The organism is Nocardioides immobilis, assembly GCF_003515065.1.
Classification (GTDB): Bacteria; Actinomycetota; Actinomycetes; order Propionibacteriales; family Nocardioidaceae; genus Nocardioides; species Nocardioides immobilis.
This window is the reverse complement of record NZ_QXGH01000031.1, coordinates 90,825-113,133: the sequence shown is the minus strand read 5'-3', so window position 1 is coordinate 113,133 and position 22,309 is coordinate 90,825. Positions and strand designations below refer to the sequence as shown.

The 22,309-nt window shown below is 71.2% G+C and carries 15 protein-coding genes; 11 read left to right on the top strand and 4 right to left on the bottom strand.

Annotation, left to right across the window (positions count from 1 at the left end; all coding sequences use genetic code 11):
• Together D0Z08_RS32730 and D0Z08_RS24135 are read left to right on the top strand one after the other, a co-directional pair.
• Window positions 1-201, top strand: a 201-nt coding sequence (locus tag D0Z08_RS32730; RefSeq protein WP_220454330.1) for an HNH endonuclease signature motif containing protein, incomplete at its 5' end; no start/stop codon positions are given.
• 32 nt (window positions 202-233) lie between these two features.
• Entirely contained in the window at window positions 234-728 is a 495-nt protein-coding gene (locus D0Z08_RS24135) for a GNAT family N-acetyltransferase (RefSeq protein ID WP_245994382.1), read from the top strand.
• An 18-nt stretch (window positions 729-746) separates the two neighbouring features.
• On the opposite strand, the gene moeA is transcribed toward D0Z08_RS24135, so the two are convergent.
• A complete protein-coding gene (gene moeA, locus D0Z08_RS24130) occupies window positions 747-1,958 on the bottom strand; it encodes a molybdopterin molybdotransferase MoeA (protein WP_118927837.1) in 1,212 nt (403 codons plus the stop codon).
• Between the two features lie 371 nt (window positions 1,959-2,329).
• Here moeA and glgP point away from each other — a divergent pair, with 371 nt between their 5' ends.
• Window positions 2,330-4,924 carry an alpha-glucan family phosphorylase gene (glgP, locus tag D0Z08_RS24125; RefSeq protein WP_118927836.1) on the top strand — a complete coding sequence of 865 codons (2,595 nt, stop codon included), beginning with the start codon at window positions 2,330-2,332 and terminating at the stop codon, window positions 4,922-4,924.
• Between the two features lie 115 nt (window positions 4,925-5,039).
• Complete coding sequence (locus tag D0Z08_RS24120) at window positions 5,040-8,669, top strand: hypothetical protein (protein ID WP_118927835.1); 3,630 nt, start codon at window positions 5,040-5,042, stop codon at window positions 8,667-8,669.
• A gap of 16 nt (window positions 8,670-8,685) precedes the next feature.
• On the opposite strand, the gene glgX is transcribed toward D0Z08_RS24120, so the two are convergent.
• On the bottom strand, window positions 8,686-10,848 hold the full coding sequence (glgX, locus tag D0Z08_RS24115) for a glycogen debranching protein GlgX (RefSeq protein WP_118927834.1): 2,163 nt from the start codon (window positions 10,846-10,848) through the stop codon (window positions 8,686-8,688).
• A gap of 73 nt (window positions 10,849-10,921) precedes the next feature.
• Between glgX and D0Z08_RS24110 the strand changes: the two genes are divergently transcribed.
• The 4 genes from D0Z08_RS24110 (at window position 10,922) to D0Z08_RS24095 (ending at window position 13,995) form a co-directional block, all read left to right on the top strand.
• Window positions 10,922-11,704 (top strand): enoyl-CoA hydratase/isomerase family protein, encoded by a 783-nt coding sequence (locus tag D0Z08_RS24110; RefSeq protein ID WP_118927833.1) that lies wholly within the window; start codon window positions 10,922-10,924, stop codon window positions 11,702-11,704.
• A gap of 5 nt (window positions 11,705-11,709) precedes the next feature.
• A complete protein-coding gene (locus tag D0Z08_RS24105; RefSeq protein WP_118927832.1) occupies window positions 11,710-12,060 on the top strand; it encodes a hypothetical protein in 351 nt (116 codons plus the stop codon).
• Between the two features lie 188 nt (window positions 12,061-12,248).
• Window positions 12,249-13,019: an electron transfer flavoprotein subunit beta/FixA family protein gene (locus tag D0Z08_RS24100; RefSeq protein ID WP_245994380.1), complete on the top strand. Its 771-nt coding sequence runs from the start codon at window positions 12,249-12,251 to the stop codon at window positions 13,017-13,019.
• 13 nt (window positions 13,020-13,032) lie between these two features.
• Complete coding sequence (locus tag D0Z08_RS24095) at window positions 13,033-13,995, top strand: electron transfer flavoprotein subunit alpha/FixB family protein (RefSeq protein WP_118927830.1); 963 nt, start codon at window positions 13,033-13,035, stop codon at window positions 13,993-13,995.
• A 103-nt stretch (window positions 13,996-14,098) separates the two neighbouring features.
• Here the strand turns inward: D0Z08_RS24095 and D0Z08_RS24090 are convergent, their stop codons facing one another.
• Window positions 14,099-15,628, bottom strand: a complete 1,530-nt coding sequence (locus D0Z08_RS24090) for a lysyl oxidase family protein (RefSeq protein WP_118927829.1) — start codon at window positions 15,626-15,628, stop codon at window positions 14,099-14,101.
• An 84-nt stretch (window positions 15,629-15,712) separates the two neighbouring features.
• On the opposite strand from D0Z08_RS24090, the gene D0Z08_RS24085 reads away from it, so the two are divergent.
• Window positions 15,713-16,963, top strand: a complete 1,251-nt coding sequence (locus D0Z08_RS24085; protein ID WP_118927828.1) for a glutamate-5-semialdehyde dehydrogenase — start codon at window positions 15,713-15,715, stop codon at window positions 16,961-16,963.
• 18 nt (window positions 16,964-16,981) lie between these two features.
• On the opposite strand, the gene D0Z08_RS32335 is transcribed toward D0Z08_RS24085, so the two are convergent.
• Window positions 16,982-19,423, bottom strand: a complete 2,442-nt coding sequence (locus D0Z08_RS32335; RefSeq protein WP_182481463.1) for a tetratricopeptide repeat protein — start codon at window positions 19,421-19,423, stop codon at window positions 16,982-16,984.
• A 103-nt stretch (window positions 19,424-19,526) separates the two neighbouring features.
• On the opposite strand from D0Z08_RS32335, the gene D0Z08_RS24075 reads away from it, so the two are divergent.
• Window positions 19,527-21,065 (top strand): helix-turn-helix domain-containing protein, encoded by a 1,539-nt coding sequence (locus D0Z08_RS24075; RefSeq protein ID WP_118927827.1) that lies wholly within the window; start codon window positions 19,527-19,529, stop codon window positions 21,063-21,065.
• Window positions 21,066-21,183: 118 nt separating this feature from the next.
• On the top strand, window positions 21,184-22,275 hold the full coding sequence (locus D0Z08_RS24070) for a class I SAM-dependent methyltransferase (protein ID WP_118927826.1): 1,092 nt from the start codon (window positions 21,184-21,186) through the stop codon (window positions 22,273-22,275).
• The last annotated feature ends 34 nt before the right edge of the window (window positions 22,276-22,309 follow it).

Below are 22,309 nucleotides of genomic sequence, written 5' to 3'. Positions count from 1 at the left end.
TGGGCCGACGGCGGACCCACCAGCCTGCACAACCTGGTCCTGCTCTGCCGCAAACACCACACCCTCACCCACCAAACCCCCTGGCAGGTCCACCTCGACCCCAACACCCACCGACCCGTGTGGATCCCCCCACCACCCGTCGACGACCGCGACCGCTTCACCTACCACCCACCAACCCGACCACCACCCCTCGTCGCCTGAATCCCCATGGACAGCCACCTAGGGTGTCGAGGGTGCTGCCCACCTCGACCTCGCGGCTTCGCTTCCGCGAGATGGTCGATGCCGACCTCGACGACGTGGCGGCGGTGCTGACGGCGCCCGACCCGATCCGTCCGAACCGCCGGGAGCGCACCCGCGCCGACGCGCAGCACTGGATCCGCTGGAACCGTCGGAACTACGCCGACCACGGTTTCGGTCTCTGGGTGATCGAGACCCGTGATCGCCGGTTCGTCGGTGACTGCGGCCTCACGATGCAGGACGTGGAGGGCGAGCTGTTGGTCGAGGTCGGCTATCACGTGCACCCCACCCTTCGCGGCCAGGGTCTCGCGACCGAAGCTGCCACGGCAGTCCGCGACGCAGCACGGGAGGAGGGGGTCGGCCACCTGGTGGCGATCATCCGTCCCGAGAACATTCCGTCGCAGCGGGTCGCGGCGAAGGTCGGCCTCCGGCTGGAGCGCCGGGTCATCAAGAACGGCGGTCCGGCGCTGGTGTTCGGCGCCGACCTGTAGGTCGGCCGGGTGGCCGCGTCAGTCGGTCAGGTCCCAGACGTCCACGGTCGCCCCCGCGTCGAGCGAGGTGACGTCCGCCGGCAGGTCGATCAGGCAGTCCGCGCCGGCGAGCCAGCCCAGGAAGCCCGAGCCCGGCGGACCCCACGGCTCGACCGTCCCCGCGGCGGGATCGAGCCGGCCGCGCCGGAGCTGACGCTTGCCGGCAGGGGAGGTGACGGCCTCGGTGAGGGCGGCGCGGACGACGCGGCGGTGTGGCCGCGGATGTCCGTACGACGCCCGCAGGGCCGGCCGCACGAAGACCTCGAACGACACGAGCGAGCTCACCGGGTTGCCGGGCAGGCAGACGACGGCCGCGTCGCCGTACGTCCCCGAGCCCTGAGGCATGCCGGGCTGCATGGCGACCTTCGTGAACTCCACGCCGCGAGGGCCGAGGGCGTCCTTGACCACTTCGTAGGCGCCGGCGCTGACACCGCCGGAGGTCAGGATGAGGTCGACGCCGGCGTCGAGCTCGGCGTCGAGGATGCCGAGGAACGTGGGTACGTCGTCGGCCGCCCACAGCCGGCGGATCGCGACCGCGCCGGCGTCCTCGACGGCCGCGGCCAGCATGAAGCTGTTGGAGTCCCGGATCTGGCCGGCGTCGGGCTCGGGGTCCTCGGTCAGCTCGGAGCCGGTCGAGCAGACGAGCACCCGCGGCCGCGGTCGTACGACGACCTCCCGCACGCCGAGCGCCGCCAGCAGGCCGATCTGGGCCGGCCCGATCACGGCGCCGGCGTCGAGCACTGTCGTACCCGCGGCTACGTCGACGCCTGCGGACCGGATGAACGAGCCTGCCTCGCGGGCGCCGGTGATGGCGACGACGTCGGTGCCGCCGTCCGTCAGCTCGACCTCGACGACGGCGTCCGCGCCGCGGGGGAGCGGCGCGCCGGTCATGATCCGGTGGGCGGTCCCGGGCGCGAGGTCGCCACCGGGGGAGCCCGCCGGGATGTCGGCCGCCACCGGCAGCCGCACGGGTGAATCGGGGCTCGCGTCGGCGATGTCCTCGGCGCGGACGGCGTACCCGTCCATCGCGGAGTTGTCGAAGGACGGCAGCGACTCGGGCGCGGTCACCGGCTCGGCCAGCACCAGGCCCCTGGCCTCGGTGAGCGGGACCGGGGTCGGGGCGAGCGAACCGAGCAGATCGGCGATACGGCGCTGGTGGTCGGCGACGCTGCGAAGCGGTGAGGTCGGCATCGGCGCCAGCCTAGAGAGTCGCAGGGAGCGGCATGGCAGCGCCGGTCGGGAGGGAGGCATCCGTTTGCCGCCAAGCGGCCGTAACCACCGACTACGTCGACTGCGCGGCCGGCAGCGCGGCGGGAGGTGGCGCCGCCGGTGGCGGCCCGAAAGCCGACGACGGTCGGCCAAGTCTCGGCGGCGTCACCGGAGACGCGTCTCGGCCAATAGGGGAGACGAGCGGGACAGCCCCCATGACTCCGCCCCGCTCGTCGCCTAAGACCGACAACGCGGCGGGTGCGCCGGGGTTACGGGTTCCACGACACTCTGTCGCGGGAACGAAGAGGGCCGCTCCATTGGATCGTTCAAGTCAAGCCCGCTAACGTCGTACCGTGCGTGCGATCCGTCGGTTCACTGTCCGTCCCCTCCTGCCCCCGACGCTGGCGCCTCTCGGCGAGCTGGCAGGCAACCTGCGCTGGTCCTGGCATCCCGAGACGCAGGACGTCTTCGCCGCGGTCGACCCCGACCTGTGGGCGTCCTCCGGCCACGACCCTGTCCGCCTGCTCGGCGAGGTGCCTGCCGAGCGGTGGGACGAGCTGGCCGCGGACGAGGGCTTCGTCCGGCGGCTGGGCGAGGTCCGCGCCGATCTCGAGGCCTACCTGACCGAGCCGCGGTGGTACCAGCGGGTCTCGGACGGCCGCGAGCCGGACCCGGTGTGGCCGCACCAGATCGCCTACTTCTCACCGGAGTTCGGGATCACCGCCGTGCTCCCGCAGTACTCGGGCGGCCTCGGCATCCTCGCCGGCGACCACCTCAAGGCGGCCAGCGACCTCGGCGTACCGATCATCGGCGTCGGCCTGCTCTACCGCCACGGCTACTTCAAGCAGTCGCTGTCGCGCGAGGGCTGGCAGCAGGAGACCTATCCGGTGCTCGACCCGGACGGCCTGCCGATCTCGCAGCTGCACGAGGCCGACGGGAGCCGCGCGACCATCTCGCTCTCGTTGCCGGACGGTCCCGACCTGCTGGCCCGGATCTGGGTGGCCAGCGTCGGCCGGGTGCCCTTGCTGATGCTCGACACCGACGTCGAGGGCAACCCCGACCACTACGTCGACATCACCGACCGGCTGTACGGCGGCAACAGCGAGCACCGGCTGCGCCAGGAGATCCTGCTCGGGGTCGGCGGCGTGCGCGCGATCCGCACCTACTGCCGGATCACCGGCGCGCCGGAGCCGGAGGTGTTCCACACCAACGAGGGCCACGCAGGCTTCCTCGGGATCGAGCGGATCCGCGAGCTCACCGTCGCGAACGACGGCCCGCACCTGGACCTCGACACCGCGATCGAAGTCGGCCGGGCGTCGACCGTCTTCACCACCCACACCCCGGTGCCCGCCGGCATCGACCGGTTCCCCGAGACCCTCGTCGAGCAGTACTTCGGCGACGCCGGGCCCACGCCCGGCGTGCCGGTGGAGCGCGTGCTGGCGCTCGGCGCCGAGGACTTCGAGGGCGGCGACGCGAGCGTCTTCAACATGGCGGTGATGGGGTTCCGGCTGGCGCAGCGCGCCAACGGCGTCTCGCTCCTGCACGGCCAGGTCAGCCGGGGGATGTTCAACGGGCTGTGGCCGGCCTTCGACGAGGCCGAGGTGCCGATCGGGTCGATCACCAACGGCGTGCACGCGCCGACCTGGGTCGCGCGCGAGGTGATCGCCCTCGCGACCGCGCACGGCGCGGATGCCGACAGCGACGACACCGAAGGCTTCTGGGCCGCGGTCGACAAGGTGCCGGCCGGCGATATCTGGCGCACCAAGCGCGCACTGCGGGAACGGCTCGTCGAAGATGCCCGTCGCCGACTGTGCCGCTCCTGGGAGAAGCGCGGCGCCGCCCGGGCCGAGCTCGGCTGGGTCGACGAGGCCCTCGATCCGGACGTGCTGACGATCGGCTTCGCGCGGCGGGTGCCGTCGTACAAGCGGCTGACGCTGATGCTGCGCGACCCCGATCGGCTGCGGTCGCTGCTGCTCCACCCCGAGCGCCCGGTCCAGCTGGTCATCGCCGGCAAGTCGCACCCGGCCGACGACGGCGGCAAGAAGCTGATCCAGGAGCTGGTCCGCTTCGCCGACGCCGAGGACGTCCGGCACCGGATCGTCTTCCTGCCCAACTACGACATCGGGCTGGCGCTGCCGCTCTACCCGGGCTGCGACGTGTGGCTCAACAACCCGCTGCGCCCCTACGAGGCCTGCGGCACCTCCGGCATGAAGGCGGCCCTGAACGGCGGCCTCAACCTGTCGATCCTCGACGGCTGGTGGGACGAGTGGTTCGACGGCGAGAACGGCTGGGCGATCCCGTCCGCCGACGGTCTCGACGACCACGACCGTCGCGACGACCTCGAGGCCGCGGCGCTCTACGACCTGATCGAGCACGAGGTCGCGCCCCGGTTCTACGACCTCGACCACGACGGCGTCCCGGTGCGCTGGGTCGAGATGCTCCGCCACACCTGGAAGTCGCTCGGCCCGAAGGTGCTCGCGACCCGGATGGTCAGCGACTACGTCCGACAGCTCTACGCCCCCGCGGCCGGCAACGCCCGCGCGCTCAACAGCGACTACGCCGGCGCGCGCGAGCTCGCGCAGTGGAAGGCACGGGTCCGCCAGGCCTGGCCGGGCGTCCGGGTCGAGCACGTCGAGGCACTCGGCGTCGGGGACGAGCCGCTCGTCGGCGCCCCGCTCACCGTGCGGTCGTACGTCGCCCTCGGCGACCTCGCCCCGTCCGACGTCGAGGTCCAGCTCGTCCATGGTCGCGTCGACGCCGAGGACATGCTCGTCGAGCCCGCGATCACCGGGCTGCAGCTCACCGAGTCCTACGACGGCGGCCGGCACCGGTACGACGCCGAGGTCGGCCTGCCGCGCAGCGGCCCGTTCGGCTACACCGTGCGGGTGGTCCCGGCCAACCCGCTCCTCGTCGCGCCGGCCGAGCTGGGGGTCGTCACCTCCGCCTGAGCCGGTCGTGCGGCCCGAGTGGGTTGAGACGGCGTTGAGACTCGTTCGGGGTCCCCAGGCAGGGGCTCCGCTTCTAGCCTGACGAGCGCTCCCCCCTCGGCACAGGAGGCTCGTCATGGCCGTCTCGCTCCGGCGTCCGCCGCACCTCGCCCTATGGCTGGTCGGCGCCACCATCCTCGTCATGCTCGGCGCCCTCGGCGGGTCAGTGACGCCGCCGCCGACGTCGTCGCGTGACCGGATCGGGCTCGCCGACGGGCTGCTGTGCCCGCCGCCGCCGGGGCTGGCGCCGCTCATCACCGCGGTGCCGATCCCGCTCGACGCCATCGGCTGCGCGCTCGGGGCGGCGGACGTGGAGGTGCTGACGCAGTTCCGCCGGCCGGACGGCACGATGCTGGTCCGTCGGCACCGGACCCTGATCGGTGTCCCGGCGCTGGTGAACGCCGATCCCGACCTGCTGCCCGACCTGGTGGTCACGCCGACGATCCGCAACCTCCACGAGTTCGCGGTTCGGATCGAGCGACTGATGACGGAGACCAGCACCCTGCCGGTCTCGGTAGAGCTGATCGTCAACGACCCGACGGCCGGAGGGTCGCTGCCGCGCGATCGCATGCACCTCGGTTACGACGCTCGCGACACCCGCGCACCGCGGCTCTTCCACTCGGTCATCGGTATCGGCGAGGAAGCCAACGGCGACCCGCGGGTGCAGCTCGAGAACGATGCGGCCTACGGCATCAAGACGCCGGCGGCGCTGACGGTCGTGGGTGGGCTCTTCGACGGCGAGTCCCTCGACCGCACCGACCCGCTCGGCGGCAGGCTCACCTACACGCCGATGCCGCCCACCTCGACCATCGACCTGGGGATCGGCGAGCGCTACCGGGTCGGGCTCGGGGCCAGCCAGCCGGTGACGCTCGACGCGCAGGTCGAGATGGTCACCGGCGCCAACGAGAAGCGCGCGACCGCACATCTCGATCCGCTGCCGCAGTCGGTAGAGGCGTCGTACGTGCCGGGCGCCACCGCGGACCAGCGCACCGTCACCGTGACCTCGTCGGCGATCGTCGACGACGTCGACCTGGCCTACCGCGAGACCGAGAGCGAGGTCCCGCTGCTGGGTGCTGTCCTGCACGCCACCGACCTGCCGACCCTGGTGACGGTCGAGCAGACGGCGGAGCGGGCCGGCGCCGTCGACACCAACGGGGCGTTCGGGTCGGTCGAGTTCGGGCTGGCCGACGGCGACCCCGTCCTCGGCACCGCGGACGGGCCGTACGTGAAGCTGCTCGATGACGGCACCCACAGCTCGGTCGCCGCCCGGATCGACGGTCTGCGGCGGGCGTCCGTCGACGCGACCGACACCATCCACGCCGACCTCGAGGTCACGCCGGCCGGCCGCAAGCCGGTCGCGATCGACGTCGAACGACCGGGACTCGACGTGACGGGCTCGGTGGCCGACCTGCCGGAGCACCTGACCCTCGACGCGGACCTCGACGGCCCGGTCGTGACGTACGACGGTCACGGGCAGGGACTCGACGACCTGGCGATCGAGGCCGTCGCCGACGACCCGCTGTTCGCCCGTGCGACCGACCTCCGCGCCCATGCGACGGACATCCCGGCCGCGTTCGTGTTCGAGGTGCGCAAGCGGCACGTCGAGCCGAACCCTGGCGTCGTCCTCCTCGACGGCGTCGAGGTGACGTCGAGTGCCCCGATCGGCACCGTCGAGTTCGAGGCCGATGACGGCGGGGCGTCCGTGCTGCCTGCCGGCGCGGGAGCGACGTACCTCGACACGCCCGCGCGGTTCGCGATCGCGGCCCGGGTCACCGACTTCGAGCGGGTCTCCCTGCTGAACCGGATCGGCGGCTGGACCGAGCTCGGTACGACGCTCGGCGCCGGGCCGTTCCATGTCAAGGTGCAGACCAACGACCCGACGGTCCCGAACGACGCCCTGCTGATCGAGGGCGACGTGGTCGACCTGCCGCACGTCCTGGACGCGCGGGTGCGGCCACCCTCGGAGACGCACGACGGCACCCTCGAGATCGACGCCGACGCCGACATCGGGGCCATCGACCTCCGGGTCGAGCCGCAGCTGCCGCTGATGGAGCGCCAGGGCGCCGACCCCGATGTCGCGATCGTCGGCCTCGAGGGCATCCCGGCGGAGCTCACCGCCGACGTGGTGATGAGTGACTCCGGTGCATCGGTCACCCTCGACCACGCGATCGACGAGGTCGACGTCACGCTCACCAGCGGGCCGCTCGGCCAGATCGGCGACGACGAGGACGACTCCGGCGCCTACCTGCGGGCCCTCCCCGGGCAGTTCACCGCTCGCGGGCGCCTGCACGGTGTCACCGGGCTGAGCTTCGCTGCCGACCCGCTCCTGGTCGACATCGACACGACCCAGGCCCAGCCGTTCAGCATCGACGCCCAGATCGACGACCCCACGGACTCCGTCCCGACGGCGACGATCACCGGCGCCATCCAGGACCTGCCGTCCAGCCTCACCTTCTCCGAGGACGCCGACGGCTTCCTGTGGGAGGCCGAGGACCCGATCGGCTCGCTCACCTTGGACGCGACGAACCTGCCGGGCGGCGCGCTCAACGACGGCGGCGTCCACTTCGCCGACCTCGAGATCTCCCAGATCCCGGAGAGCTTCCGGATCCGGGTCGGAGGAGACACGACCGGCGTCGAGGTGCTGAGCGCCGGCTCGATCGGGCGGATCGCTGCCCAGGTGTCGGACGCGCCGCACGCGCCCCTGGGCAGCTTCGAGGGGAACGACAACGCCGTACTCCTCGAGAGCCTCGACGCGGTCGGTGACACGCCCGCATCGTTCACGGCGTTCGTCCGGATCCACGACCTGCAGCGGGCCCTCTACACGACGACAGGCGAGGCCTCGAGCGAGATGGACGTCGCCTTCGGTGGCACGGACCCGGCGGCGATCACGGTCAACGCCGACACCACGGCCCTGGATCTCGGCGCGTCCGTGGCCGACCCGCCGCAGTGGTTCACGTTCGGCAACACCACGGGGGACTCGACGATCCTCGACTGGGACGCGGCCACGTCGACCGACGCCGACATCAACTTCGTGATCGACGATGCCGCTGCGGCGGACCTGCTCATCGACGACATCGCGCCCCACACGAAGTTCTGCCTGTCCACCGCGCACGCGGGCTGCGAGACGCGGGTCGAGTCGCCGCACGAGATCGAGGACGACGAGTTCTACACGATCCCGGGCCTGTTCCACACCTACCTGCGGACCACCGGCGAGCAGGGGCCGATCACGATGAACGGTGTCGTGTGCCTGAAGCCGGTGGGCGTCGACGCGACCTGGCACCCGGTCTGCGAGTGGCAGGGGACCACCAACTCGGCCCACCAGGTGTCGTTCCACGGCGTTCAGGTCACCGACTACCAGGTCGACGCGCACTCCGGCGACAGCGTCGAGCTGGACGGCGACGGTGATCCGCAGGAGGACGACCTGGTCGGCGTCCACCTGGACGTGCCGTCGTTCCGCGGCAAGATCCACTACCAGGCGAACCAGGACGGCGATGCCACCACGGTCGACAGCGGCAGCGTCAAGGAGTTCGAGTCGATCGGCGAGGTTCCCTTCTCCGCGGACCACTGGGAGCTGGTCGGGGACACGACCGGGATCCCGTTCCTCCGGATCGGCGGGAGCTTCGACTGCGGCTCGGACTCGGCGCTGCGGATCGACGTACCGGTGCTCGGCCTGATCGACATCTTCGACCTGCCCGGCATCTGTTAGGGACGGCGCACTCCGCTCACATCTCCTGAAGGACCACGACGCTCCGCGGACCGAGGCGCAGCTCCTCGCTGGTCTCGACCGGGGTGCCCTCCTCGAGGTCGGGGTCCGTCGAGAGCACGACCTGCCCGCGTCGTACCCAGTCGTTGTCGGGCAGGAACACCGGGCACGGCTCCGCCCCGGCGTGGAACCACATGAGGAACGACGCGTCGATCACCTGCTCGCCCTGCGGCCCCGGCTCCCGGAGCGGCTTGCCCGAGACGAACATGCCGATGGTGCGCAGGTCCGTGTCGTGCCAGTCGGCGTCGGTCATCTCGCGGCCGGTCGGGTGCAGCCAGGCGACGTCCTTGGGCCCGCCGACGATCGTCGGCCGGCCCTCGAACCAGTGCCGCTGGCGCAGCGTCTGGTGGTCGCGGCGCATCCGGAGCGCGGTCTTGGTGAGCTCGTAGACGTCGAGCCACGCGTCGTCGGCACGCCAGTCCACCCATGAGATCTCGTTGTCCTGGCAGTACGCGTTGTTGTTGCCGCCCTGCGTCCGTCCGCGCTCGTCGCCGGCCGTCAGCATCGGGACGCCGTTGGACAGGCAGAGCGTCGCCATCAGGTTCGCGGCCTGTCGCCGCCGCAGCGCGACGACGTCCGGGTCGTCGGTCTCACCCTCGACGCCGCAGTTCCACGACCGGTTGTTGTCGGTGCCGTCGCGGTTGTCCTCGCCGTTGTCCTCGTTGTGCTTGTGGTCGTAGGAGACCAGGTCGCGGATGGTGAACCCGTCGTGGGCCGTCACGAAGTTGACCGAGTTGTACGCCGACCGCCCGTCGTCGGCGTACAGGTCCGAGGAGCCGGCCAGCCGGGTGGCCACGCCGTGCATCCCGTTGGTGTGGCCGCGCCAGAAGTCGCGGATCGCGTCGCGGTACTGGTCGTTCCACTCGACCCACGGCGGCGGCATCTGGCCGACCAGGTAGCCGCCCATGGAGACGTCCCACGGCTCGGCGATCAGCTTCGCGTGCCGCAGGACCGGGTCCTGGCCCATCGCGATGAGGAGCTTGCAGGACATGTCGATGTCCGGCCCGGTCCGGGTCAGCGCGGACATCAGGTCGAACCGGAAGCCGTCGACGTGCATCTCGGTCACCCAGTAGCGCAGCGAGTCGAGGATCAGCCGGAGCGCCAGCGGGTCGTCGGAGTTGACCGTGTTGCCGCAGCCGGTGACGTCCCAGTAGGTGTCGTCGAACCCGTCGGGATCCTCCACCCGGCGGTAGAACCCGCGGTCGTCCAGTCCCCGGAAGGACAGCGATGTCCCTTGGGGGTCGGCCTCGGCGGTGTGGTTGTAGACGACGTCGAGGATCACCTCGAGGCCGGCGCGGTGGAGCGACTTGACCATCTGCTTGAACTCGGCGACCTGCTGCCCGCGATCGCCCGCCGAGCTGTAGGAGCCGTCGGGGGAGAAGAACCCGATGCTGTTGTAGCCCCAGTAGTTGGTCAGCCCGCGCTCGAGGAGCGCCGGCTCCGAGAAGAACTGGTGCACCGGCAGCAGCTCGACCGCGGTCACGCCGAGGTCCTTGAGGTAGTCGGTGACGACGGGGTGGCCGAGCCCGGCGTACGTCCCGCGGATCTCCTCCGGGATCCGGTCGTGGAGCTGGGTGAAGCCCTTGACGTGGAGCTCGTAGATGACGGTGTCGCGCCAGCGGCGCTTGAGGGGCGCGTCGCCCTCCCAGTCGAACGCAGGGTCGACGACCACGCTGCGGGCGGTCGCCGGTGCGGAGTCGAGCTGGCTCGGCTGCGAGGGGTCCGCGACGTCGTACGCGAGGGTCTCGGCGCCGGCCGCGGCGGTGCCGGAGACGGCGAGCCCGTAGGGGTCGAGCAGCAGCTTCTGCGGGTTGAAGCGCATGCCGTTCGCGGGGTCCCACGGGCCGTTGACGCGGTAGCCGTAGCGGGTCCCTGGCGCCAGGCCGGGCAGGGCGCCGTGCCAGATGCCGAGCGAGTGCTCGGTCAACGGGAAGCGACGTTCGCCGCAGGACTCGACGGGGTCGTCGGGGTCGTCGAAGACGCAGAGCCACACCTCGGTGGCGTCCGGCGCGTACACCGCGAAGTTCGTGGACTCGGGTGTCCAGCTGGCGCCGAGCGGCCAGTTCCGGCCGGGCCAGACCGGAGCGCGGTCACCGAGGCTGCGCCAAAGGCCGGGAGTCATGGACTCGATTCTGCCGGGTCCGGCACAATGCGCTGTCGGAGCCCGTTTCCGTTCACCGACACCGAGGAGCCAGATGTCCAGCGAGTTCGTGCGACTCGAGGTAGCCGACGGCGTCGGGACGATCCGTCTGGACCGCCCCAAGATGAACGCCATCAGCTTCCAGGTCCAGGACGAGCTCCTGGCCGCGGCTGCGGAGGCGACCGAGCGCGCCGACGTCCGGGCGGTCGTGGTCTGGGGCGGCGAGCGGGTCTTCGCCGCCGGCAACGACGTCAAGGAGATGGCGGAGAAGTCGTACGTCGACATGGTCGACCGCGGCGACCGGGTGCAGGGCGCCGTCACCGCCATCGCCCGCATTCCCAAGCCGGTCGTCGCCGCCGTCAACGGCTATGCCCTCGGCGGCGGCTGTGAGCTGGCCATGGCCGCGGACGTCCGGTTCGCCGCCGAGGACGCCGTCTTCGGGCAGCCCGAGGTGCTCCTCGGGATCATTCCCGGCGCCGGTGGCACCCAGCGGCTCACCCGGTTGGTGGGGCCCGCGAAGGCCAAGGAGCTGATGTTCACCGGTCGCTTCGTGAAGGCCGACGAGGCGCTGTCGATCGGCCTGGTCGACCGGGTGTTCCCCGCCGAGGAGGTCTACGGGGCCGCCGTCGCGTGGGCCTCCAAGTTCAGCAACGCCGCTCCCTACGCACTGCGCGCGATCAAGGAGTGCGTGGACCGCGGGATCGAGACCGACCTCGAGACCGGCCTCGGAATCGAGCGCCAGCAGTTCGCGTCGGTGTTCGCGACCGACGATCGCAGCACCGGCATGCAATCCTTCATCGAGAACGGGCCCGGCAAGGCCAGATTCGAGGGACGATGAGCAGGATGGCTGACAAGTCCACGCGGGACGACGGGGTCAACCACGCCTCGCTGGCGATCGCGCGGGTGCGGGGTTACGTCTCGCGAGCCCTCTGGGTGGTCTGCCTCACGCTCGCGCTGATCCTGGCGGCGGCTGCCTTCAGCTTCGCGCTCGACGCGAACGACGAGAACGAGCTGGTCCAGCTCGTCCGCGACCTGGCCAACGCGTTCGACCTCGGCTTCTTCGACCTGGACGAGCCGGTCAAGAAGTTCGCGGACCCCAACGCCGACGTGAAGACCGCGCTGTTCAACTACGGCATCGCCGCCGTCGTCTACCTGATCGTCGGCCGGTTCCTGGAACGGATCATCCGTCCGTAAGACGCACCCTGGGTACGACCGGGCCCGGATAGCGTGTGAGGTAGTCCACGCCCGCGGGGTTACCCGCGGCGCCGAACCGGGCGGTAACCTGCGGGCGCTGTCCATTACGGACCCAATGCCGACCTCCAGGGGTCGCACGAGTGCAGGAAGGGGCCTTCCCGGCCACAACCATGAACATTGTCGTCTGTGTGAAGTACGTCCCCGACGCCACCGCGGACCCGCGGTTCGAGTCGGACAACACCGTGGACCGCGTCGGCGTCGACGGTCTCCTGTCGGAGCTCGACGAGTACGCCGTCGAGCAGGCCCTCCAGCTGAAGGAGGGCACCGAGGAGGAGGTGACGGTCACCGCGCTGACCGTCGGCCCCGAGAAGGCGGTCGACGCGGTGCGCAAGGCGCTGCAGATGGGCGCCGACCAGGGAGTCCACGTCCAGGACGACGCGATCGCCGGTTCCGACGCGATCGCGACCTCCCTGGTGCTGGCGAAGGCTGTCGAGAAGGTCGGCAACGTCGACGTCGTGCTCTGCGGCATGGCCTCGACCGACGGTGCGATGAGCGTCGTCCCGGCGATGCTCGCCGAGCGCCTCGGGCTGCCCCAGGTCACCCTCGGCTCGCGGATCGAGCGCAAGGAGAACCAGCTCGCCGTCCAGCGCGACGGTGACACGGCCACCGAGGTCGTCATCGGCTCGATGCCGCTGGTCGCCTCCGTGACCGACCAGTCCGGCGAGGCCCGCTACCCGTCCTTCAAGGGCATCATGGCGGCCAAGAAGAAGCCGCTGGAGACCTACAGCCTCGGTGACCTCGGCGTCGACGCCGGTGAGGTCGGCCTCTCGGTGGCCTGGTCCGCCGTGGAGGAGACCACCGAGCGCCCGCCGCGGACCGCCGGCGAGATCGTCAAGGACGAGGACGGCTCGGGCGCCACCGCGCTCGTGGGCTTCCTCGCCTCGAAGAAGTTCATCTGAGGAGCAACAAGACATGTCTGAAGTTCTGGTTCTCGTCGACCACGTCGACGGTGCAGTCCGCAAGCCGACCTACGAGCTCCTCGCCATCGCCAAGAAGCTCGGCACGCCGGCAGCAGTGTTCATCGGTGGCGCCGACAAGGCCGAGGGTGCCGCGGCCGACCTCGCCAAGTTCGGCGCGGAGAAGGTCTACGCGGTCGACGACGCCGAGGTGAAGGGCTACCTGGTCGCCCCCAAGGCCGAGGTGCTGCAACAAATTGCCGAGGCATCGGGGTCTGAGGGCCCGGCCGCGATCCTGATCGTGTCCTCCGCGGAGGGCAAGGAGATCGCGGGTCGCCTCGCCATCAAGCTCGGCTCCGGTCTCATCACCGACGCCGTGGACGTCGCCGAGGACGGCAGCACGACCCAGTCCGTGTTCGCCGGCAACTACACGGTCAAGGCGAAGGTCACCACCGGCACCCCGATCATCACGGTGAAGCCGAACTCGGCCGCGCCCGAGGAGGGCGCCGGCGCCGGCACCGTCGAGCAGTTCGCGGTCACCATCTCCGACGCGGCCAAGGCCGCCCGGATCGTGGCGTCGAACCCGCGGCAGGCCAGCGGTCGCCCCGAGCTCGCCGAGGCCGCGATCGTGGTCTCCGGTGGCCGTGGCACCGGCGGCGACTTCTCCGCCGTCGAGGGTCTCGCCGACGCGCTCGGTGCCGCTGTCGGTGCCTCGCGCGCCGCGGTCGACTCGGGTTGGCAGCCGCACAGCCTGCAGATCGGCCAGACCGGCAAGACGGTCTCGCCGCAGCTCTACGTCGCCAACGGCATCTCCGGTGCGATCCAGCACCGCGCCGGCATGCAGACCTCGAAGACCATCGTGGCCGTCAACAAGGACGAAGAGGCCCCGATCTTCGAGCTGGTCGACTTCGGTGTGGTCGGCGACCTGCACTCCGTGCTTCCCGCCGCCACCGCGGAGATCGAGAAGCGCAAGAGCTGAGGTCTCGAGACAGTCGCTAGCGCGACTTCCTCGACCACCGAGAACAACACACGAAGCCCCCGGCACCTCACGGTGCCGGGGGCTTCGTCGTACTCGTGCTGCGTCAGCGGCGGTAGTAGATGCCCCTCGACTCGTCGACGAGGCCGACCGGCGCGACCCGGACGCGGCGCTCGCCCCTCGCGTTGGTCCAGAGCCGGATCCGGCGGAGCGACTCGTTGTTGGTGGTGTCGGACTCGATCAGGGTGCCGATCGGGTTCGCGAGGACGCGGACGTAGTAGACGCCGTCGGCCAGGTTCTTGATCGGGAACGACTGGCCCGCGCGGAACTGCGCGTAGGTGTCGCCCCAGCCGGCCGAGAGCACCTCACGGATCGAGCGGGTCTCGTAGCCGCCACAGACACTGCCGAGGTCCTCCTGGTAGCCCTCCCAGTCCGCACCTTCGCCGGTCAGGTCGACGGCGTCGGTGTTGGCGAGGCAGAACGCCTCCTTGCCCGAGCGCACGGCGCGGGTCTTGTCGGCGTTGAGCAGCTCGTACGTCGCGAAGTCGGTGAAGTGCCAGTGCTCGTGCGTCGGCGCCGGGTCCCACTCCATCGTCCCGACCTCCTGGTAGGCGATCTGGTTGCCGTCCTCGTCCAGGAAGTACTGGTAGGCATCCATGATGTCCTCGCCGGAGCGGCGGAAGCCGTCGACCACGAGCGGGGAGTTGCCGCCGTTCCAGACGTTCGCGGCGAACTGGAGCTGGGTGCCCCGACGGTTCAGCTGGATGCTGAACGCGGGCAGCGAGCGGAGGTCCGGCGTGGGCGTGCCCTCGGGCAGGTCCGCGATCGAGTCGACGCCACCGTTGGGGTCGGGCTCCGTGCGGTTCGGCGTCAGCCGCGGGTTGGTGCCGTTCTCGCGGCAGCCGCGGCAGTCACCCTCCTTCACGACGGTCAGCACGGTGCTGGCGGTGCGCTGCTCGGCGCTCAGGCCGAGCGCCTCGGCGTACCCCTTGGTGACCGACACCGTCAGGTCGTACTCGCCGGGCCGGACCCGGAGCCCGGAGGACTCGTAGCCGAAGATGCTGGCCGCCCAGCCGTCCGGAACGCCCTGGACCGAGCCGAGGGCGTAGGAGTTGTAGAAGCAGGTGCTGGGGTAGGGGTTCTTGAACTCCGATTCGGGCGTCATCCGCTCCGTGGACTCGCCGAGGCAGGAGCTGCGCCTGCGGATCCACGGCGTGGCGTCGGGGTCGTTGCGGTCGACCAGGCGGATCCGCACGAAGTCGTTGAGCTTGCCGACCTCTTCCTGCGGGGGTAGCGCCACGTCGCCGAGGGGGAGCTTGGCGACGGCGGTCGGGACGGTCTCGTAGTCATCGGCACGCTGCGTGCGGATCTCGAGCGGCCCGCCGCTCACCTCGAGCCGGAAGCCGAGGTCGGAGTAGATGGTGCGCCCGTACGTGTACGCGGTCACGGCCGCGGGTGCCGTGAGGTCGAGCGTCGGGTTCGTGGGCTCGGCGCCGGTCGCCGGGGTGGTGGCGGTGGCGATGAGCGGTGCGCCGAGCGCAAGGGCGGCTACGGCGGCTAGGCCCCAGCGCTTTGATCGGCGGGGGGACGGGTGGTGGATCACGAACTCCTCCTCGAGCGGGCATGGCTTTGCCATGGTGGGAGACGCCGAACTGCGTCTGACTGGTAGACGCCCGAGACGGCCGGACGGTTGCGTCCGTTCAGCATTAACCTTCCAGGGGTGAGCATCACCGATGACGTCATCGACGCCGCGCGCCGCGCGCGGGTCGCCGGTCGCGATCTCGCGCTGGCCACGCGGGCGACGAAGGACCAGGCCCTGCACTCCATGGCGGACGCGCTCCTGGCCCGCGAGAGCGACGTCCTGGCCGCGAACGCCGATGACGTCAGCCGCGCCGAGGACGGCGGGACGCCGGCCAACATCATCGACCGGCTGCGCCTCACCCCCGAGCGGATCGCCGGCATGGCCCAGGGCCTGCGGGACGTCGCCGGGCTGCCCGACCCGGTGGGCGAGGTCGTCCGGGGCGGCGTGCTCGCCAACGGTCTCGAGCTCCGGGAGGTCCGGGTGCCGTTCGGCGTGGTCGGGATGATCTACGAGGCCAGGCCCAACGTCACTGCCGACGCCGCGGGCATCTGCCTGAAGTCGGGCAACGCCGTGCTGCTGCGCGGCAGCTCCAGCGCCCGGTCCAGCAACGCGGCGATCGTCGACGTGCTCCGCGGTGCGGTGACGACCGTCGGCCTTCCTGCCGACGTCGTCCAGCTGGTCCCGGGCGACACCCACGAGAGCGTCAAGGCGCTGATGCGGGCGCGCGGTCACGTCGACGTGCTGATCCCGCGCGGCGGCGCCAGCCTCATCCAGTCAGTAGTCGAGGAGTCGACGGTCCCCGTCATCGAGACCGGCGTCGGCAACTGTCACGTTTATGTCGACGCGGCCGCCGATCTCGACAAGGCGCTGGCGATCGTCGTCAACGCGAAGACGCACCGCACCAGCGTCTGCAACGCCGCCGAGTCGCTGCTCGTGCACGAGTCTGTCGCCGAGGCGTTCCTGCCGCGCGTCGTCGCGGCACTGCAGGAGGCCGGGGTCACCCTGCACGGCGACCAGGCGTTCGGCGCGTACGACGGCGTGGTGGCCGCCACGGACGAGGACTGGGCCACGGAGTACCTCTCGCTCGACATCGCGGCGCGCGTCGTACCCGATCTCGACACGGCGCTCGAGCACATCCGGCGCTGGTCGAGCCAGCACTCCGACGCGATCGTCACCGAGGACCAGGCCGCCGCACGGCGCTTTGTCGCCGAGGTCGACTCCGCGGGCGTCCTGGTCAACGCCTCCACCCGGTTCACCGACGGCGGTGAGTTCGGGTTCGGCGCCGAGATCGGCATCAGCACCCAGAAGCTGCACGCACGCGGGCCGATGGGGCTGACGGAGATGACGTCGACGAAGTATGTCGTGATCGGCGACGGCCACGTGCGCTGACGGGTCGCCCTCCGCTGGTCAGTGCGGCGAGGAGAACGCGCTCATGAAGCTGACCCGCACCGTGTCGTCGTACAGGTCCATCGAGACGAGGCCGCCCGCCTGGACGCTCGCGCTGGCCTGCCAGCCGTAGTCCACGACCTTGCCGCCGCCGTCCTGCTGGTAGTAGAAGCCGGTCTCGACGCTGGCTCCGCCTCCGCCCGCTTTGATCCCGACGTTGACGACGAGACCGTTGGTCGCCCAGTCGCCCTCGACCCGGGCGAACGCCTCGAGCCAGAGGACACCGCGCGTGGCCTCGATCGACCATCCTTCACACCCGATGCTGACGGACACCACCAGGAGGTCGATGTTCAGGTCGAGGTCGGCGAGTGGGCTGCCGTCGCTGCACGGGGTGGCGGCCGCCCGTTCGGACTTGACCTCCGGGTCGGGCTCGGTCGGCACGGAGATCCCGACGCAGGGGGGGTCGCCCTCCTGGTGGCCGTCGTAGCCCTCGTTGTAGCCGACGAAGAGGTCCGCCGTCAGCCTCAGGTTGGCCAGCATGGAGTGGACCGGCGTCGAGAACTCGAGCTCGCCGCGGATGCCCGCGAGCTCGTGGGCGACCGGGTCCTTGAGCAGTGCCTGGAGCCCGCTGAAGTGCTCGGCCGTCGCGTCGTGGTACGCCGACAGGGCGTCCCCCCAGTACTCGATCCGGCGTTCCCACTCGTTGAAGACCGAGTGCGACTGGCTGCACGTGTTCCCGCTCTGGTCACCACAGTAGGGGTGGCCGGGGAACATGCCCTGGCAGTTGTTCGGGCCGATCGCCTGGTCCTGGACCTCGAGGTAGTCGTCCCACGCCTGGGTGATCTCCCGGTCGTACGACGTGCCGATCCGGCGCAGGATGTCGTTGACGATGCGGACGCGAGCCGGCGCCCAGGACTGCATCCGCTGGCTGAGCTGGACCTCGAGTGCGTTCCTTCGTTGGTAGAGGGCGAGGATGTATTGGTTGTAGGCCTCGAGCTCGTCGGCGTAGTAGCTGTTGCCGCCGGAGAGCCGAGCCCGGCCGACGAGCTCGCCCCAGGTCCCCGGGACGTACGGGAGGATGAGCGACTGGTCGGCGCCGCCGGACAGGTCGTAGACGGTGCTGCTGTCGATCAGCGTCCGGCGGCTGGTTTCGTCGTCGCCGTTCTGGAGCTCGATCGGGTCCGCGGTGTCGTCGGTGCGCAGCGAACGACGGACGTGGGGGAGCGCGGCCGTCTTGTTGCCCTGGCACGCGAGCACCGCCCCGAGCTCGGCCTGGACCGCCTGGCTCTCCGGGTCCACGGCGGCCGCCTGGCGCAAGGCCTGGACCGCGAGGTCCCACTGGCGGCGCAGGGCATAGCCATGTCCGAGGTTCACCAGCCGGACCGCGTCCTGGCGGACGCCGACCGAAGGTGCGGGTCCGGCCTCGGCGGCCTTCCGGGCGAACGCGATCGCCCACTCCGGGTGGTCGACGAGGTTGGCGGCCGCGGCGGCGTTCGACAGGTTGACGCTGTCGGTCGGGTCGAGCTCGTAGGCGCGCAGCGTGGCGGCGAGGGCGGCGTCGTACCGCCTGTCGGCGACGGCGATCGCGGCGACCTGGTCGAGCAGGCCGCTGTCGTTCCGCGCGGGGAGCTCGTCCCACGCGTCACTGTCCTCGGCCGTCGCGTCGGCGACGTACGCCTTCGCCTGCTGAAGTGCGACCTCGAACGTCGGCACCGCGCCCGTGGGCGGCGGCTGGAAGCCGACGCAGGCGACGAAGATGCCGTCCGGATGACCTGGGGCGTCCCGCACCTCCTGGGTGGCCTCCAGGCCGCCGCCGTACAGGAAGCCGCCGCCGGCGCCTGCCCGCACCTCGCGCTCCGCCGGGGCCGAGGTCCCGGGTCTGTGGGTCGCGCTGGGTCCGACGCGGATCCGGACCGTCTCCATGCCGACCTCGGGCGGCGTCCACCGGACCGTTGCAGCACCCAGGGCGTCAGTGGTGAAGTTGGTGGTCGCCTTGACCCACGTGTCGCCGTCCCGGCGCTCGAGCCAGGCCATCCGTCCGGGCTTCGCCGGGGTGACCTGGACGGGCGTGCTCACCGGCACGCCGACCCGCCACGGACCTGGCGGGAACGACGCTGCCACGATGGTCGGCGCCTTCACCACCCGGAGGGTGAGCGCGTCGGACCCGTTGGCGGCCACGGCGCGGACGGTGACCCGCCCCACCCGGTTGAACCGGACCCGCACCGTGGCCTTGCCACGACGGTCGGAGTGGTCGCTGCCGATCGCCCGCCAGCCTTGGCCGGTCCGCTTCTGGAACACCACCCTTCGGCCGCGCACGCCGACATCCGCGGTGAGTGCCACCGGCCGGCCGACGACCGGCGTGTTGTCGGAGGCAGTGAGGCGCACGCGGGCGGCGGCGTCAGCGCCAGGTGCTGCCACGCCGAGGAGGGCGAGGGTGAGGACGACGGTCAGCAGTCGTGACATGGCACCAGCGTCACCCGCGGCGCTCAAGTACCGCTCAATTTCGCAATGATCGGAGCAGAGTGGACTAGACCGGTGGGGCCTTCAGCGCCGCTACCGTGGTCACATGTCCGAGGACGCCGACCGGCTCGGTCGCGCGCTGGCGGCGCGAGATCGACGGGACTTCGCCGCGGCGTACGACGAGCTCGTGGTGCTGCGCGGGTCCGGCAGCCTGGACGCCGAGGGCCTGTACGCGCTCGGTGACGCCGCCTGGTGGTTGGGGCTGATCCGCGAGACCCTCGAGATCTGCGAGGAGTGCCACGAGCGCTTCCTCGAGGAGGGCCGGCTCGACCGGGCGGCGATGGTGGCGCTGGAGTCCGGGTTCCACTGGATGATGCGGGGCGAGCCCGAGGTCGGGTCGGGCTGGCTGAGCCGTGCCAGGCGTCTCCTCGACGGGCAGCCGCCGAGCATCGGCCACGGGTTCCTGCTCTGGATGGACGCGCAGGTCAGGTTCGCCTCTGGCGATATCGAAGGGGCACGGTCGGGAGCGGTCGCCCTCGAGCAGCTGGCCGCCGATCTCGAAGAGCCGGCCCTGGCCTGCTTCGGGCTGGCGTTGCAGGGGGTGATGACGATCCGCGGCGGCGACACCGCCCGTGGCTTCGAGCTGCTCGACGAGGCGATGCTGCCGGTCCTGGCCGGCCGGATCGGCCCGGGCGAGGCCGGCAACCTCTACTGCCAGATGATCTCGATCTGCACCGACCTCGCGGACGTCGCGCGGGCCCGGCGCTGGACCGAGGCCACCGAGCGCTGGTGCGACCTGTCGTCCAGCGCCGTCATGTTCGAGGGGATCTGTCGGGTCCACCGTGCGCAGCTGCTGCGGATCCAGGGCGATCTCGACGCCGCCGAGGAGGCGGCTGCGGCGGCGTGCGCGGAGCTGGCCGAGCTCAACGTGGAAGCCGTCGCCGAGGCGCATTACGAGATCGGGGAGTCACGTCGGCTGCGGGGGGAACTCGCCGGCGCACGGGCGGCGTACGACGCCGCGGCCTCCCTGGGGCGGGTGCCGCAGCCGGGCCGCTCGCTGCTGGTGCTCGCCGAGGGCCGCCCGGACGAGGCGGCCGCCGCCATCCGGGGCGCAGTCGCCGAGCAGGGTGACCCGTTCCCGCGGGCCCGCCTGCTTGCCGCGCAGGCGACCATCGCCTGTGCACGCGGTGACTACACGACTGCCGACGTCGCCGCGAGCGAGCTCGACGCGATCGCCCGGACCTACGGGTCGCCGGGGTTCCGAGCATGGGCGGACATCGCCCGGGGCGCCGTGCTGATCGGCAGTGGCTCGCCGGCCGACGCGGTGGCTCCGTTGCGCGCGGCGCTGGCGGCCTGCCGGGCGATGGGCGCGACGTACGACGAGAACGTGGCCCGGGGCCTGCTGGCCGACGCGATCGATCCCCAGGCCCAGACGTCGGCGGGCCCTCCGGGCGGGCTGACAGCGCGGGAGTGGGAGATCTTGGGTGCGGTGGCCGAGGGGCTCTCGAACCGGCAGGTCGCGGCCCGCCTCGTGATCAGCGAGAAGACGGTCGCCCGGCACCTGGCCAACGTGTACGCCAAGCTCGGGGTCACGTCGCGCACGGCGGCGGCGGCGTGGGCGCACCAGGAAGGCGTCGTCGGCTGAGGCTGCTGCACCGAACTGTGCAGGCCGTCCAGTGACGAATGCACAGTTCTCCGGAAGCGGCAGCGGGCCGCCGGCTCCTAGCGTCGTGAGTCCCACCCGACCGACCAGGGAGCCCCTCATGTCCCTCACCACCGAGACCGCCACCTCACCCGTCGAGTCCAGCGCCGCCGAGGAGTTCGCCGAGCGGATGCTCGGGGTGTTCAACGACTCCGCGCTGTGTCTCCTCCTCAGCGTCGGCCACCAGATCGGCCTGTTCGACACCATGTCCACGCTGCCGCCGTCGACCAGCGCCGAGATCGCCGCTGCGGCCGGGCTGGACGAGCGCTATGTCCGCGAGTGGCTCAACGGTGTCACCGCCGGACGGGTCGTCGAGCACGACCCGGAGAGCTCGTCGTACTGGCTGCCTGCCGAGCACGCCGCCAGCCTCACCACCGGCGCCGGGCCGGGGAACCTGGCGCGGATGATGCAGCTGGTCCCCCTGCTGGCCGAGGTGGAGGAGCAGGTCGTCGCCTGCTTCACGACCGGGGGCGGCGTCGGGTACGACGCGTTCCCGCGGTTCCACCGGCTGATGGCGGAAGACAGCGAAGCGACCCACGACGCCGGGCTGCTGGACCTCGTCGTACCCCTGGTCCCAAGGCTGCGGGAGACGCTGACCGCCGGCGCCAGGGTGGCGGACGTCGGGTGCGGGTCGGGTCACGCCGTCAACCTGCTGGCGCGGGCGTTCCCGGACAGCCGGTTCGTGGGCTACGACTTCGCCGTCGAGGCGATCGAGTCAGCGCGGAAGGAGTCGGCGGCGTGGGGACTCGCCAACACCGAGTTCGTCGTCCGCGACATCGCCGACCTCGGCGCGGTCGGGGAGTACGACGTCGTCACCGCGTTCGACGCCATCCACGACCAGGCCCATCCGGCCACGGTGCTCGCCAACATCGCCACGGCCCTGAAGCCCGACGGCACCTTCCTGATGGTCGACATCAAGGCGTCCAGCCACGTGCACGAGAACCTGGAGGAGCCGGCCGCCACCTTCCTCTACACGGTCTCGCTGATGCACTGCATGACCGTCTCGCTGGCCCAGGGCGGCGACGGTCTCGGCACCGCCTGGGGACGGCAGACGGCGGAGCGGATGCTGCACGAGGCCGGGTTCGCGAACGTCGACGTCCACGAGATCGAGACGGACCCGTTCAACAGCTACTACGTCGCGACGTCGGGTTGACGCCCACAGTCCCCACGCCATCGCGGCGAAGGCG